A 15,183-nucleotide genomic window follows, 5' to 3' on the forward strand; every position below is an offset into this window, starting at 1 on the left:
ACGGTTAAGAAAGTCGCTGAAAAAAAGGGTATTTGACTTACCAAAATAGAACATCCCAGAGGCAGCAATGCGTCTGGGGTGATTTTTTATTGAAAAGTCTACTGAACCGCCGCATAGGCGGCTTAGAAATCAAAGTTAACGTTTATAGGCTTTGTCTTGTTCTGAACCGCCGCATAGGCGGCTTAGAAATATATCCTTAGGGCTAATACTCATAATTGAACCTGAACCGCCGCATAGGCGGCTTAGAAATCACTAATGGTGCAGAAAGGTATTGCTGGTACCTGAACCGCCGCATAGGCGGCTTAGAAAAGTTCAGCGATTCTAAAGAGCCGCGAGCTTATCTGAACCGCCGCATAGGCGGCTTAGAAACCTCTACGGCGATACGTGAATAACCTGACAATCTGAACCGCCGCATAGGCGGCTTAGAAAAAATAGAAAGGCACGCTGCCAGATAGGAAAATCAGAACCGCCGCATAGGCGGCTTAGAAAATCCTGAATCAGCTTCATGGACTCCTGCATAACTGAACCGCCGCATAGGCGGCTTAGAAAGTGATGCGCTTTTGAATGCTATAAGTGCGGGACTGAACCGCCGCATAGGCGGCTTAGAAACAAGATTGGAAGTATTCTGCTTGCTCCCAATCCTGAACCGCCGCATAGGCGGCTTAGAAATCTGTCCTGACTTTATTGATGAGCAAACCGACCTGAACCGCCGCATAGGCGGCTTAGAAACAATGGCAGATTGCCGCATAGGAATTCAGTATCTGAACCGCCGCATAGGCGGCTTAGAAAAGCTAATCGGTAAGGCTCTTTACGGTAGGCTACTGAACCGCCGCATAGGCGGCTTAGAAATTAGCCCTACCCTAGTCTAACCTTTTGCTGAGCTGAACCGCCGCATAGGCGGCTTAGAAAAAGGTGGCCGATAAGGCCACACGCTTTAAAATCTGAACCGCCGCATAGGCGGCTTAGAAAGTAGGTAAAATCTGTTATTCGTCGGTTATTGCCTGAACCGCCGCATAGGCGGCTTAGAAATAATTGAAAGGGACCGAAAAGGCGCTTTTGGACTGAACCGCCGCATAGGCGGCTTAGAAATGACTCATATATCTCATATTGCAAACAAAAAGCTGAACCGCCGCATAGTAATACCCTGAACCGCCGCATAGGCGGCTTAGAAATTATGATAGATACTATTCTTTGTACCTCTCTACTGAACCGCCGCATAGGCGGCTTAGAAATGAGTTAACCAACGTGTTAACAGTAGCCGAAACTGAACCGCCGCATAGGCGGCTTAGAAATACATGATATAGCTCTACCTCTTAGCTCTACCCTGAACCGCCGCATAGGCGGCTTAGAAATAACAACTCGTTAACTCGTAACTCACTACTGGCTGAACCGCCGCATAGGCGGCTTAGAAACAATAATAGATTTACCGTCTGGGATTTCGTCGTCTGAACCGCCGCATAGGCGGCTTAGAAATACGGGAAGCGGATTATCGTTGAATCTAATCATTGAACCGCCGCATAGGCGGCTTAGAAATGAAGGCTACGGGCGCTACGGTCAGGGGGGGTCTGAACCGCCGCATAGGCGGCTTAGAAACATTAACGGCGGTGAAAATATTACGGTTAAAGCTGAACCGCCGCATAGGCGGCTTAGAAAAGTCACAGACGCAGCACTCCGAGAAACTCAAACTGAACCGCCGCATAGGCGGCTTAGAAAACACTTCACCAAGCCGTGATAATTTTTTATTCCTGAACCGCCGCATAGGCGGCTTAGAAAATAAGGTTTTGCGCCTGACTCATGGCATTTGCCTGAACCGCCGCATAGGCGGCTTAGAAACCCATCGTTCAGCTTAAATGTTTTTCCAGACCCTGAACCGCCGCATAGGCGGCTTAGAAAAGACTCACAGGAGAATATTTATGCGTTTATCACTGAACTGCCGCACAGGCGGCCTAGAAATATTTAACCTATAAGCCTAAGGTAATCTCTTTCTAAACCGCCGCATAGGCGGCTTAGAAAGTATATAGTATAGGCCGTCCGTTCGGCTCTAACTAAACCGCCGCACAGGCAGCCCAACAACAAAAAGCGCGCCAATGATAAAACTCACGGCGCGCTTTTTGTTCTCTGATAATGCCTCTATTCGACCAGACTATTAACGCCCGAACTTTTGCAGGGCGGTTTCCAGCGCTTTGCGCAGCAAATCACGATCGTGGCGATAGGGGACGTCGTCGGCTTCCAGCGGTTGCTGAACGATCACCTTATTGGTGATACCGGCAATATTGGTCTGAGGACCAACGATAACACCGTCTATTTTGCGGCCGTTAATCGCCTCTTCAACAATGGTCATTTTTTGCGTCAGGGTTAATGATGCGGCTGCCGGGCTGAGCTCTTTTGCTAAATTGCCGATATAGATAATTCGTGCCTTGCTGCGGCCAAGGGCCTGAGCCAGGTCGCCTAACAGGAGCGGCGGCATCAGGCTGGTCATAAAGCTTCCGGGGCCAATAAGAATTAATTCAGCTTCTTCTACGGCCTCGATGGCTTCTCGGGTAGTGCTGACTACCGGTTCCAGCATCAGCTCTTTTGGCATCTCTTTTAGGCTATCGACGTTAACTTCGCCATAAACCAGATGCCCGTCGCTATCGATGGCCGCAAGATCGACCGGATGTTCAGACATCGGGATCAGATAAGCATTAATTTTTAGCAAATTGCGAATCAAATTGATGGCTTCTAACGGGCGAACGCTCAGGTTATCTAACGCTTTAAGCATTAAATTTCCTAAATTGTGACCTGCAAGCTCTCCATTGCCACTAAAGCGGTATTCAAACATGGTAGATGCAATGCTAGGCTCTGTGATCAACTGATTCAGGCAGTTTCGGGTATCGCCCCAGGCAATACCGCCTTCTGATTGGCGGATTCGACCGGTGGAGCCGCCGTTATCGGTGGTGGTAACGATGCCAGTAAGGCGGGAGCCTAAAGGTGAAAGGGCAGACATAACTCTGCCTAAACCATGTCCACCGCCTAAGGCAACGACATGTTCTAAATCACTCAGCGTGCGGTTACGCATGTAATTCCTTTTTATAGGGCCTGTTTTTCGGCATAAGTTAACCGATTTTTATCTAAAAGGCGAAACCTGTGTTATTTAGCATGACATAAGTCAACATTGACCTACATCAAGCTGCATATGGGCTTTTTTCAGTATGGTCTGGTTGATTAAAACAGAGAGATAACTGCTGTATAATTAGTTATATAGCGTTTTTAATTCTGGATTGAACAACCAATAAGAATTAGTATTGATATATCGTCTGTTAGCTTCTTCTGCTAATCAGACAACTCAATGAAACTCTGAGCTGCATTACCTAAGTCACACAATTGATATGGTTTTGCCGCCGTGGCTTTAAGTCACCAGGGTGTAAGGTAGAAATGCCTGCGCCTCCCGAATTTGGAAAGGTGTTTTATGGTATCGCAACTGACCGATGCTTTTGCGCGCAAGTTTTATTATTTGCGCTTATCTATAACAGACGTTTGCAACTTTCGTTGTAACTATTGTCTGCCCGATGGCTATAAGCCAAACGCCAATAAGCGTTTTTTAACCCTCGACGAAATTAAACGCGTCGGTAGGGGCTTTGCTGAGCTCGGCACTGAAAAAGTGCGGCTGACCGGCGGGGAACCAACCTTACGCCGTGACTTTGTTGATATCATTGCCGCTATCCGTGAAAACTCAGCCATCAGAACGCTGGCGGTGACCACCAATGGTTATCGTATGGCGCGGGATGTTCAAAGCTGGAAAGATGCGGGGCTAACTGCCATTAACGTTAGCGTTGACAGTCTGGATGCCCGCCAGTTTCATACGATTACCGGTCAGGATAAATTCCGTCAGGTAATGGAAGGCATCGACGCTGGCTTTGATGCCGGCTTTGCCAAGATTAAAGTTAATACCGTGCTGATGCGCGATGTTAATGACCGCAGTCTCAACACGTTTCTCGACTGGATTAAACTCCGTCCAATCCAACTCCGCTTTATTGAACTGATGGAAACCGGTGAAGGTACCGATTTATTCCGTAAGCATCATGTATCCGGTCAGGTTATCCGCCAGCAGCTTCTTGAGAAGGGGTGGCAGCAGAGCATTCGAGCACGCAGCGACGGGCCGGCTCAGGTATTTACCCATCCGGACTATCAGGGCGAAATCGGCCTGATCATGCCTTATGAAAAAGATTTCTGTCAGAGCTGTAATCGCCTGCGGGTTTCGGCCATCGGTAACTTGCACTTATGTCTGTTCGGCGAACAGGGTATCTCCCTGCGGGATTTGCTCACCGAAGATAGCCAACTGGATGCGCTGAAATCGCGGATTCAGGACAAACTCCAGACTAAGAAACAGACGCACTTTCTTCATCAGGGTAACAGCGGTATCACGCAAAACCTGTCATTTATTGGCGGTTGATATCCCATGCTGAGCTTTTGTGCTCAGCGCTACCCGAACATAAAATTTAAGGAGCTCTAATGGGTCATGCAGCCAGCGAATTTATGCCTGTGTCTATTGCGGTATTAACCGTGTCCGATACCCGGGGCGATGCTGAAGATACCTCCGGACATTATTTGGCCGATGAAGCCAAAGCCGCCGGGCATCAGGTAATTGATAAGCGCATTGTAAAAGATGATATCTATCAGATCCGGGCTATCGTATCCGGTTGGATTGCTGATGAATCGGTGCAGTCTATCGTGATTACCGGTGGTACCGGTTTTACGACTCGAGATAATACCCCGGAAGCCATTCTGCCGCTGTTCGACCGTGAAGTTGAAGGGTTTGGTGAACTGTTCAGAATGCTGTCTTATGAAGATATTGGTACTTCAACGCTGCAGTCCCGTGCGCTAGCCGGTATTGCTAATCATACGGTGATCTTCGCCGTACCGGGCTCGACTAATGCTTGCCGCACTGCCTGGGAGCAGATCATTTTGCAGCAGTTGGATGCCCGCCATCGCCCGTGCAATTTTATTCCTCATATGCGTAAGAAATAGAGATAAGGCCAACAATGTCACAGTTAACCCACATCAATGCCGCCGGTGAAGCGCACATGGTTGATGTTTCAGCCAAGATAGAGACAGTTCGGGAAGCCCGCGCTGAAGCCTTTGTTGAAATGAAAGCAGAAACGCTGACCATGATTATGCAAGGCAGCCATCATAAAGGTGATGTGTTTGCTACGGCGCGCATCGCCGGGATTCAGGCCGCTAAAAGAACCTGGGAGCTGATCCCACTTTGCCACCCGCTGCTGCTGAGTAAAGTCGAAGTGTCACTTGAAGCGCTGCCGGAAAGTAATCGGGTGCGCATTGAGTCATGCTGTCGCCTGACGGGTAAAACCGGCGTGGAGATGGAGGCTTTAACAGCCGCATCGGTGGCCGCATTGACCATTTATGATATGTGCAAGGCCGTTCAGAAAGATATGGTTATCGGGCCGGTAAGATTGCTGACGAAGAGCGGCGGGAAATCCGGCGACTTTAATGCCGATGGCGTAACGGGAAAATAATTTTATGATTAAGGTTATCTTTTTTGCTCAGGTCAGGGAATTGGTTGGGGTTGATCAACTGTCGCTTGCGGCAGATTACCCGACGGTTGAAGCGCTGCGTCAGGCATTGTGTACCCGCGGTAATAAATGGCCGCTGGCGTTAGAGTCTGACAAGCTACTGATGGCGGTTAACCAAACGCTGGTGACTGGCGATCATGCCATTGTTGATGGCGATGAAGTGGCATTCTTCCCGCCGGTTACCGGAGGTTAAGATGACGGATATGACCAACACGCGTATCTCTGTTTGTAGCGAAACCTTTAGCGTCGGTGATGAGTATCAGTGGCTTTCGCAGTGCGATGATGACGGTGCGGTGGTGACCTTTACCGGTAAGGTGCGTAATCATAATCTGGGGGATAGCGTTAGCGCATTAACGTTGGAACACTATCCGGGCATGACTGAAAAAGCACTGGCTGAGATTATTGATTTATCCCGCCAGCGCTGGCCTCTACAGCGGGTGAGTGTTATTCACCGTATTGGTGAATTATTTCCCGGCGACGAGATTGTGTTTGTTGGCGTAACCAGCGCCCATCGCAGCTCGGCTTTTGAAGCCGCAGAGTTTATTATGGATTACCTGAAAACCCGCGCGCCTTTCTGGAAGCGCGAAGCCACGCAAGAGGGCGATCGCTGGGTTGAATCCCGCGATAGCGATAAGCAAGCCGCCGAACGCTGGTAATCAAGTTAAGTCCATCAACGGTTAGCAATGGGGTATATCTTTATATCCCATTGGCTCCGGTCAAAGACGAGCTATCACCCTTATTTTCGCTATAAATATAAAGCCAATAAAATCAGCCTATTATGGGTGGTTGATAAAAAATGGTATTTTAGCTATAGCGATCCCAATTTCCTGATGTTTAGCGGCGTCAGGCGGTGTTTTTATGCTAAATTCTCTACTGAACCGCCGTATAGGCGGCTTAGAAAACATTAGAGGGATAGAGGGATAGACCCCTTCACTGAACCGCCGTATAGGCGGCTTAGAAAAAAGCATGAAGGATCAGAACCGGTCAGAGATTCTGAACCGCCGTATAGGCGGCTTAGAAATTAACTCAGCTTTGCGTTGCTCAAATCCCCAACTGAACCGCCGTATAGGCGGCTTAGAAACGATGATTGGGAAGGTTACAAGTTTGACCATACTGAACCGCCGTATAGGCGGCTTAGAAATCACCGATTTTCTCTGTAAGCTCTTTCAGGGTCTGAACCGCCGTATAGGCGGCTTAGAAAAGTTATGGCCATCAAGATTGGACCACCTCCCCCTGAACCGCCGTATAGGCGGCTTAGAAAAGCAGAATCACACCATTCGCAACTTGTATTGTCTGAACCGCCGTATAGGCGGCTTAGAAATGAAGAGAGAAGAGACATAGAGGTACAAAGAACTGAACCGCCGTATAGGCGGCTTAGAAATGCTCCACGATGAAGTTAACAGCATGAATACGCTGAACCGCCGTATAGGCGGCTTAGAAATAAGCGGTTCATGAGAATAGTTAATGAAATGACTGAACCGCCGTATAGGCGGCTTAGAAAAACCCAAGAATGACCATCTGAGCCCCAACCACCTGAACCGCCGTATAGGCGGCTTAGAAACAATGCTGAGTTAATAGTAAATGATGAGAAAACTGAACCGCCGCATAGGCGGCTTAGAAAAGTATCACTCAAGTTGAGTCCATATTGGTTTGCTGAACCGCCGCATAGGCGGCTTAGAAATAAAGCCTATTCAGTGAATAATTAAACGCTTACTGAACCGCCGCATAGGCGGCTTAGAAAGTAAAGCTCTGGGCTACATGAATCAACGCTATCTGAACCGCCGCATAGGCGGCTTAGAAAAGTTCGTGTGAATACAACGATGCAACCAGGAACTGAACCGCCGCATAGGCGGCTTAGAAACTCAGTGCTGTTCGCTTTTTCAGCGTTGGCAACTGAACCGCCGCATAGGCGGCTTAGAAATTTGATGCATCCTCTAACTTCCCTGCTAGCCTCTGAACCGCCGCATAGGCGGCTTAGAAAAGTGCAGTTACCGCCTGTTTCTTTTCGTTCTTCTGAACCGCCGCATAGGCGGCTTAGAAAAAAGGCACGTTCGATAGCTCGGACATAATGAACTGAACCGCCGCATAGGCGGCTTAGAAAGGATGTATTCAACCGGAACGGTTACGCAACGCCTGAACCGCCGCATAGGCGGCTTAGAAAAGAACCTGAGAAACTAACTGGTGGAAAGCGGACTGAACCGCCGCATAGGCGGCTTAGAAAAGGTCGCGAACTCGCATTGATGATATCTCTCACTGAACCGCCGCATAGGCGGCTTAGAAATTTATATAGGGCGTTGTGAAATGGGCCAGCTTCTGAACCGCCGCATAGGCGGCTTAGAAATTATCGACTTTGACCTCCGCTTTCTGTTCCAGCTGAACCGCCGCATAGGCGGCTTAGAAACAAATTCCAGGGTCACCTTTCGGTGGCCTTTTCTGAACCGCCGCATAGGCGGCTTAGAAATAATGGACACGTTATCTCAGGGGGCTTAATGACTGAACCGCCGCATAGGCGGCTTAGAAACATGCTTCAGCATGCTTGAAACAGTCATTGAACTGAACCGCCGCATAGGCGGCTTAGAAAATGATTTACCCGTTGCTGTGTAGGCTCCTCCGCTGAACCGCCGCATAGGCGGCTTAGAAAGACGACAAACCCGACATGACCACCGCCATTACCTGAACCGCCGTATAGGCGGCTTAGAAAGGAATTCAATCAACTCGCTTCGAATCAGCCAACTGAACCGCCGTATAGGCGGCTTAGAAATGTACGGAGCCAACCTGAGCGGAGCCGACCTGCTGAACCGCCGCATCGGCGGCCTAGAAATACGCCATAAATTGGCCTCTAGCTCGGTTACCCAATATCCCGCCCCAGCAACCAACAATCCCACCACCTTGGGTAAACATCCGCAGGGGAAAATGTTACTATTCGCACGCCAGTTTTTGGGGGCGTCAGGCCGCTTGTTATTTCATCAGGCTAAATGAACTTTCCCCCGCTAATGATGATTTTTGATAGAGGTTTTTTTCATGACACGCGTTGCAATGGTATATCACAGCGGATACGGACATACGGCAAAGGCTGCTGAGGCAGTAGCTAAAGGGTTAATGGAAATAGGCGGAACCCATCTTGATATGCTTCCCATCGATGCAGAAGGTAATTTGCCCGAGGCTGCGTGGGCTATACTCTGTGCCGCAGACGGCATTATTTTCGGTAGCCCGACCTATATGAGCGGCCCGTCATGGCAGTTTAAAAAATTCGGCGATGCCTCTTCAAAGCCGTGGGCTGCGCAGCAGTGGAAAGATAAATTGTTTGCCGGTTTCACTAATTCAGCCAGCATGAATGGCGATAAGCTCAGCACGTTAGACTATATGTTCCACTTATCTCAACAACACGGTGGTATCTGGGTTGGTATGGGAATGCTGCCTTCGAATACCAAAGCAGCCACCCGTAATGATGTGAATTATATAGCAGGATTCTCCGGGTTAATGACAGTGTCACCGGCAGATGCTTCGGTCGATGAAGCGCCGCTACCGGGCGATTTAGAAACCGCTCGGCTGTTCGGCCAGCGAGTTGCTACTCTGACTCAGCGCTGGGCTAAATAATTTGCTTGCTAATTGATAGGGTTAGATTGGTTTTATTTTTTGATATTTCCCTGATTGTAACGAAATTATTTCTTTTATCGATTGTCTTAATTTGTGGTAATCTTGAAGAAGGATTAGGCATATTTATCCCCTGATTCTATTCAGCTCATTTTAGTTTAAGAGGGACATTTCAAATGGATCCACGTCACAATAGTTCTTACGTAGAATACAGCAGCACCGGTATTCAGGCGTTTATGGCACAGGTCTACGGATGGATGTCCTGCGGTCTGTTACTAACAGCTTTTACCGCTTGGTTTGTTAATGGTTCGGCACTGCAAGAGACTATCCTGACCAACAGTATATTATTTTTTGGGTTGATTATTGCTCAACTAGGTTTGGTTTTCTTCCTGTCAGGAATGGTTAATAAAATCAGTGGTAGCCTGGCTACAACGCTGTTTATGCTCTATTCCGTGCTGACTGGCTTGACCTTATCCGTGGTGTTTATGCAATACACCGGCGCTTCTATTGGTAGCACGTTCGTTGTAACTGCTGGTACCTTTGGTGCGATGAGCGTTTATGGTTATACCACTAAGCGTGACCTGACCGGCTTAGGCAGCATGATGGTAATGGGCCTTATCGGTATTATTATTGCCTCTGTGGTTAACATTTTCCTGCAGAGCAGCGCAATGTACTGGGCAATCACCTATATCGGCGTAATCGTGTTTGTTGGTTTAACCGCTTACGACACGCAAAAGCTGAAGGCAATCGGTGAGCAAGTGTCCGCTGATGACAGAGAAAATTATCGTAAGTACTCAATTATGGGTGCATTAACGTTATATTTAGACTTCATCAACCTGTTCTTAATGTTACTGCGTATTTTAGGCGATCGTCGCTAATACACCGCAACCTGATGGTTTATTTCTCTAAGGGCGCGATTTATCGCGCCCTTAGTTTATCTATAGAGCGATAATTCATCGCTAATTTTGCTTGTACATAGAATAAACGGGCGAATGTGATCTGGATCTGATATAATCGCAAAATCCGGCGTACTTCGGTCTACGCCATGTTCCTCGCGGTAGTGCCTCAACGTAATACCTCGTATGTTAATCTCGTCAGGACCGTAGCAGATATCACATCTTTTAAAGATGATTTGCCAGGACGAGACTGGAGTTTTCCCTTTTATGTCATTTGATTCCCTCGGCTTAAATGCCGAAATTTTGCGTGCGGTTGAAGAACAAGGCTACCGCGATCCGACCCCTATTCAGCAGCAGGCGATACCGATGGTATTAGCTGGCCGCGACCTAATGGCCTGTGCACAAACGGGTACCGGTAAAACCGCAGGATTTACGCTGCCGTTATTACACATTCTGGACAGCCAAAAAGCTGCGCCACGTTCAGGACGTCGTCCTGTGCGCGCATTAATTCTTACTCCGACCCGCGAACTGGCGGCTCAAATCGGTGAGAATGTGCGTGACTATAGTAAGCATATGAATATGCGTTCGCTGGTGGTATTTGGCGGCGTAAGCATTAACCCGCAAATGATGAAGCTGCGCGGTGGTGTAGACGTGCTGGTGGCAACGCCGGGCCGTTTGTTAGATTTAGAGCATCAGCGTGCGGTAGACCTGTCTACCGTTGAGATTCTGGTGCTGGATGAAGCAGACCGTATGTTGGATATGGGCTTTATTCATGATATTCGCCGCGTATTGTCTAAGCTGCCGGCTAAGCGTCAGAACCTGATGTTCTCCGCAACGTTTTCGGATGAAATTAAAGCCCTGGCCAGCAAAATGCTGGTGAACCCGGCCTATGTTGAAGCCGCTAAGCGTAATACGCCGTCTGAACTGGTGGATCAAAGCGTCCACTTTGTTGACCGTAAGCGTAAGCGGGAATTACTGTCTCAGATGATTGGTGAAGGTCAATGGCAGCAAGTGCTGGTCTTTACCCGAACTAAACACGGCGCAAACCATCTGGCTGAGCAACTGAATAAAGATGGTATTAGCGCATCGGCAATCCACGGTAATAAGAGTCAGGGTGCCCGTACCCGTGCTTTAGATGAATTTAAAAATGGTAAAATTCGGGTACTGGTGGCGACAGATATTGCTGCCCGCGGTCTGGATATTGACCATCTTCCGCACGTGGTTAACTTTGAGTTACCTAACGTACCGGAAGATTACGTTCACCGTATTGGCCGCACCGGCCGCGCTGAATGTACCGGTGAAGCGGTCTCTTTAGTTTGTGTTGATGAACATAAGCTACTGCGTGATATCGAGCGTTTATTGAAGTTCGAAATTAAACGCATTGCGCTGCCGGGCTATGAGCCGGATCCAAGTATTAAAGCTGAACCTATTATTAACGGTCGCCAGAGCGGCGGGCGTCAGGGGCAGGGTGGTCGTCCGGGTCAAAGCGGTCGTCAACACACGGGCGCACCTCGCTCATCATCAGGTCAAAGTGCTGGCCGTAGCGAAGGCAGCCCTTGGGGTAATAAAGGCGGTAAATCGTCTGACAGCCGTGGTGCCGCTAATGGTGCTCCGCGCAGCCAGAAGCCGCGTACCGAACACGGGGCTCCGCAAAAGCGGGCAACCTATTCGGGTTCTCGTCGGTCAAATGTTTCCGGTGAGTAATTCAGTTTAAAACCGGATTAAATAAAAAATCTTTCCGCTTTGGAAAGATTTTTTTTGCCTGTAATCTAGTACAATAACTTAACATATAGTACGGCAGTCTATTTATAACTATTTATAACTATTTATAACTATTTATAACTATTTATAACAAAGGGAATTGATGCATGAAGAAGTCTCTGCTCGTTGTATTTATCATGTTGCTCACCGGCTGTGATTTATTTGAAAGCGGTGTGGCATACACGCTCGATAATCCTAAGAATGAACCAATAACCGTTAGCCTTGATGGCAAAGAGTATCAACTCCCTGCGGTAGGGCATATCTCCGTTGAGCTAAAATCGGGGGTTCATACCATCGCTTACCAAGGTGAAAGCGCTCAGTTTTATATTTTTAAAGACGGCAAAGGCGGGTTAATTAACCCGACGCTGTCTAACTATTATGTTAATTACGGCTTCTATAAAGTGGATAATGACGGTTATGACCGCGAAAAAATGACCAATGAAATGATGCTGAGCTACCGTAATACCGACACCATTTTAGGCAATGAGTTTAGCGGCTACTTTTATAAATATAACGATTTAGTGATTGAAAAACTGGGTGATACCCGAGGATGGAGCTTTGACGTTGATGAGGAACAGTCCAATGTCGTTTCATCTACATCATCGATTAAAATCATCGGCAAAATATTCAGAGAAGCCGCTTTTATTAAACTTATCAAAGATGAGACCGGAACTGAGTTGTTACCTGTTTCCGGTTATCAACAGCCTGCGCGTAGTTTTGCGAATATAGCGTTATTCTATCCGCCGTTAACCATGAAGCATGAATGCGCGCAGATTAACCAATATTTTGATGGAATGAATAAGCAACTGACGGAGTTGCAAAGCGTGAGTACTGACGCATCGGCGCGTGAAGAAGTAAGAAAACAGCTGATGCACTATTCCAGCGGTTTGCTTCAGGCTAAGCAACAGTGCCCGAAAAAGGACTTTTTTGTAGAATCAGTGAATAGCTTTGGCGCAACTAACCGAGTGCTGGATGGGGATGCAAGAAATGCCTATGAGCGCCCGGAAAAAGAGGCGGATGCGGCAATGAAATGGATGACAAATCGCTACGTTTTTATTCTGAAATAGAGCCCATCATTTGCCCACTTTAGCGATAAGTGAGCAACAAAAAGCCCGCGAAAATATCGCGGGCTTTTGACATCTGAATCGAGCAGCGCTGATTAGCTATTAGGCTGAAATACCCTGACTACGCAGATAATCTTCATAATTACCGGTAAAGTCAGACACTTTCTCCGGCGTAATTTCGATAATGCGCGTCGCCAGCGAGCTGACAAACTCACGGTCATGGGAAACGAAAATCAGCGTCCCCTGGTACATTTCCAACGCCATATTCAGCGACTCGATAGATTCCATATCCAAGTGGTTGGTTGGCTCATCCATCACTAAAATATTCGGCTTGGTCATCATCAGCTTACCAAACAGCATCCGGCCTTTTTCACCACCGGATAGCACTTTGACATTCTTTTTGATGTCATCTTGAGAGAACAGCAGGCGGCCCAAAATACTGCGTACTGACTGTTCGTCATCGCTTGGCTGCATCCACAGGCTCATCCAGTCGAATACCGTCATATCGATTTCGAAATCGCTGGCATGGTCTTGAGCATAATAACCAATGCTGGCATTTTCTGACCATTTAACCCGGCCGCTGTCTGCTTCCAGTTCGCTAATCAGGGTTTTCAACATGGTGGTTTTACCCACGCCGTTGGTACCCAGAATCGCGACTTTCTCGCCGACTTCGACCATCAGATTGACTTTCTTAAACAGTGTGGTGCCGTCATAGCCTTTAGATAAGTTTTCCACTTCTAACGCATTGCGGAACAGTTTCTTATCTTGCTCAAAACGAATAAACGGATTCTGGCGGCTAGAGGCTTTAACCTCTTCCAACTGAATCTTATCAATCTGACGGGCACGGGAAGTTGCCTGACGAGATTTTGATGCGTTAGCACTAAAGCGGCTAACGAAAGACTGGAGTTCGTTGATTTGTGCTTTTTTCTTCGCGTTATCAGACAGTAGACGTTCACGGGCCTGAGTTGAAGCGGCCATATATTCGTCGTAGTTGCCCGGATACACCCGTAGCTCACCGTAATCTAAATCGGCCATGTGCGTACATACCATATTCAGGAAGTGACGGTCATGGGAAATAATGATCATGGTACTGTTACGTTCGTTCAGAATTTGTTCCAGCCAGCGGATAGTATCAATATCCAGGTTGTTGGTCGGTTCATCGAGCAGCAGAATATCCGGGTTAGCAAACAGCGCCTGCGCCAGCAATACCCGTAATTTCCAGCCCGGAGCAACTTCGCTCATTGGTCCGAAATGTTGTTCTACCGGAATACCCACGCCCAGCAATAGCTCACCGGCACGAGATTCCGCAGTATAACCGTCCATTTCACCAAACTCGGTTTCGAGGTCGGCTACTTTCAGACCGTCTTCTTCAGACATTTCAGGCAGATTATAAATACGATCCCGCTCTTCTTTTATCGCCCACAGCTCTACGTGGCCCATAATAACGGTGTCAATAACGCTGAATTCTTCAAAGGCAAACTGATCCTGTTTCAGTTTACCCAAGCGCTCATTGGGATCGAGGAAGATATTACCGGCGCTTGGAATCAGGTCTCCGCCGAGGATCTTCATAAAGGTTGTCTTACCGCTGCCGTTAGCACCGATTAAGCCATAGCGGTTGCCGCCGCCGAATTTGACAGAGATATTTTCAAACAGTGGCTTGGAGCCAAACTGCATGGTGATGTTATTACTTATTAACAAGACGAGTACTCATAGGTTGAAAATGTGATATTGGGCACATTATGCCACAGATCGGTGTCATTTATGCACACTGGATAACCAACACCGGTTAAATTTTGTTTAATAGTTTTTGTTTCGCGCGGCATCTTAGCCGGAAAACGCAAATTAATCTAATTACTGTGAGATTATTGCGAAAATAGAAGGGTAAAAAATGCCATCAATTGAGTATAGACCGGCGTGAACGAATACAAAATCTGGCCGATAATATTACCGGCCAGAAGTCGTGGTTAGCTGATGATATTACGCCTTGGCGCTCTCTCCTTTAGGCGGTTCAAACGCCGTAAGTGGCAAGACCGGACCGGTATACTTTTCAATATACACCAGAGCGGTATTACCCGAGCATCCGTTAGCCAGTTGAGAGGTCGGTATATCTTTGGTTAGCACATTGGCGCCGCCGTTCTTACAAATGCCGCCGGCTGCCGGGTCTAAATCCGGCCATGCCCCTTCATGAATACAGACAATCCCCGGTTTAATTCCGTCGGATACCAGAGCACCTACCAATACCTGCCCGCGATCGTTAAAGGCTCTGACCAAATCACCGTTAGCGATGTTTCTTGCTTT

12 protein-coding genes, 2 CRISPR repeat arrays and 1 riboswitch are annotated in these 15,183 nt (G+C 47.9%); of the genes, 9 read left to right on the top strand and 3 right to left on the bottom strand.

What is annotated here, in order from left to right; all coding sequences use genetic code 11:
• The first annotated feature begins 101 nt into the window (after positions 1 to 101).
• A CRISPR array of direct repeats spans positions 102 to 2,013; the repeat unit is 28 nt; unit sequence CTGAACCGCCGCATAGGCGGCTTAGAAA.
• A gap of 133 nt (positions 2,014 to 2,146) precedes the next feature.
• Positions 2,147 to 3,058, bottom strand: a complete 912-nt coding sequence (yvcK, locus tag YWE_RS0108085; protein WP_029094067.1) for a uridine diphosphate-N-acetylglucosamine-binding protein YvcK — start codon at positions 3,056 to 3,058, stop codon at positions 2,147 to 2,149.
• A gap of 264 nt (positions 3,059 to 3,322) precedes the next feature.
• Positions 3,323 to 3,460, top strand: a riboswitch (molybdenum cofactor riboswitch).
• Between yvcK and moaA the strand changes: the two genes are divergently transcribed.
• The 9 genes from moaA (at position 3,449) to YWE_RS0108135 (ending at position 12,888) form a co-directional block, all read left to right on the top strand.
• Positions 3,449 to 4,432: a GTP 3',8-cyclase MoaA gene (moaA, locus tag YWE_RS0108090; protein WP_029094068.1), complete on the top strand. Its 984-nt coding sequence runs from the start codon at positions 3,449 to 3,451 to the stop codon at positions 4,430 to 4,432. It overlaps the preceding riboswitch by 12 nt.
• A gap of 59 nt (positions 4,433 to 4,491) precedes the next feature.
• Positions 4,492 to 5,007 (top strand): molybdenum cofactor biosynthesis protein B, encoded by a 516-nt coding sequence (gene moaB / locus YWE_RS0108095; protein WP_029094069.1) that lies wholly within the window; start codon positions 4,492 to 4,494, stop codon positions 5,005 to 5,007.
• A 14-nt stretch (positions 5,008 to 5,021) separates the two neighbouring features.
• Positions 5,022 to 5,513 carry a cyclic pyranopterin monophosphate synthase MoaC gene (moaC, locus tag YWE_RS0108100; RefSeq protein WP_029094070.1) on the top strand — a complete coding sequence of 164 codons (492 nt, stop codon included), beginning with the start codon at positions 5,022 to 5,024 and terminating at the stop codon, positions 5,511 to 5,513.
• Positions 5,514 to 5,517: 4 nt separating this feature from the next.
• Positions 5,518 to 5,763 carry a molybdopterin synthase sulfur carrier subunit gene (gene moaD, locus YWE_RS0108105; protein ID WP_029094071.1) on the top strand — a complete coding sequence of 82 codons (246 nt, stop codon included), beginning with the start codon at positions 5,518 to 5,520 and terminating at the stop codon, positions 5,761 to 5,763.
• 10 nt (positions 5,764 to 5,773) lie between these two features.
• Entirely contained in the window at positions 5,774 to 6,226 is a 453-nt protein-coding gene (gene moaE, locus YWE_RS0108110; protein ID WP_029094072.1) for a molybdopterin synthase catalytic subunit MoaE, read from the top strand.
• A gap of 217 nt (positions 6,227 to 6,443) precedes the next feature.
• Positions 6,444 to 8,391: direct repeats of the CRISPR family, unit length 28 nt; unit sequence CTGAACCGCCGCATAGGCGGCTTAGAAA.
• Positions 8,392 to 8,591: 200 nt separating this feature from the next.
• A complete protein-coding gene (locus YWE_RS0108120) occupies positions 8,592 to 9,167 on the top strand; it encodes a flavodoxin family protein (protein WP_029094073.1) in 576 nt (191 codons plus the stop codon).
• Between the two features lie 173 nt (positions 9,168 to 9,340).
• Entirely contained in the window at positions 9,341 to 10,042 is a 702-nt protein-coding gene (locus tag YWE_RS0108125; protein ID WP_029094074.1) for a Bax inhibitor-1/YccA family protein, read from the top strand.
• Positions 10,043 to 10,327: 285 nt separating this feature from the next.
• Complete coding sequence (rhlE, locus tag YWE_RS0108130; RefSeq protein ID WP_029094075.1) at positions 10,328 to 11,764, top strand: ATP-dependent RNA helicase RhlE; 1,437 nt, start codon at positions 10,328 to 10,330, stop codon at positions 11,762 to 11,764.
• 164 nt (positions 11,765 to 11,928) lie between these two features.
• On the top strand, positions 11,929 to 12,888 hold the full coding sequence (locus YWE_RS0108135; RefSeq protein ID WP_029094076.1) for a hypothetical protein: 960 nt from the start codon (positions 11,929 to 11,931) through the stop codon (positions 12,886 to 12,888).
• Positions 12,889 to 12,987: 99 nt separating this feature from the next.
• On the opposite strand, the gene YWE_RS0108140 is transcribed toward YWE_RS0108135, so the two are convergent.
• Both YWE_RS0108140 and YWE_RS0108145 read right to left on the bottom strand, forming a co-directional pair.
• Positions 12,988 to 14,583, bottom strand: a complete 1,596-nt coding sequence (locus YWE_RS0108140) for an ABC-F family ATPase (protein ID WP_029094077.1) — start codon at positions 14,581 to 14,583, stop codon at positions 12,988 to 12,990.
• 279 nt (positions 14,584 to 14,862) lie between these two features.
• A partial coding sequence (locus YWE_RS0108145; RefSeq protein WP_029094078.1) for a molybdopterin dinucleotide binding domain-containing protein occupies positions 14,863 to 15,183 on the bottom strand: 321 nt, incomplete at its 5' end.

Source organism: Budvicia aquatica DSM 5075 = ATCC 35567 (assembly GCF_000427805.1).
GTDB lineage: Bacteria > Pseudomonadota > Gammaproteobacteria > Enterobacterales > Enterobacteriaceae > Budvicia > Budvicia aquatica.

Coding starts and splice junctions, on each gene's coding strand:
- moaC (WP_029094070.1), top strand. CDS start 5,022: ATGTCACAGTTAACCCACATCAATGCCGCCGGTGAAGCGCACATGGTT.
- YWE_RS0108135 (WP_029094076.1), top strand. CDS start 11,929: ATGAAGAAGTCTCTGCTCGTTGTATTTATCATGTTGCTCACCGGCTGT.
- moaA (WP_029094068.1), top strand. CDS start 3,449: ATGGTATCGCAACTGACCGATGCTTTTGCGCGCAAGTTTTATTATTTG.
- YWE_RS0108120 (WP_029094073.1), top strand. CDS start 8,592: ATGACACGCGTTGCAATGGTATATCACAGCGGATACGGACATACGGCA.
- yvcK (WP_029094067.1), bottom strand. CDS start 3,058: ATGCGTAACCGCACGCTGAGTGATTTAGAACATGTCGTTGCCTTAGGC.
- moaD (WP_029094071.1), top strand. CDS start 5,518: ATGATTAAGGTTATCTTTTTTGCTCAGGTCAGGGAATTGGTTGGGGTT.
- YWE_RS0108125 (WP_029094074.1), top strand. CDS start 9,341: ATGGATCCACGTCACAATAGTTCTTACGTAGAATACAGCAGCACCGGT.
- moaE (WP_029094072.1), top strand. CDS start 5,774: ATGACCAACACGCGTATCTCTGTTTGTAGCGAAACCTTTAGCGTCGGT.
- moaB (WP_029094069.1), top strand. CDS start 4,492: ATGGGTCATGCAGCCAGCGAATTTATGCCTGTGTCTATTGCGGTATTA.
- rhlE (WP_029094075.1), top strand. CDS start 10,328: ATGTCATTTGATTCCCTCGGCTTAAATGCCGAAATTTTGCGTGCGGTT.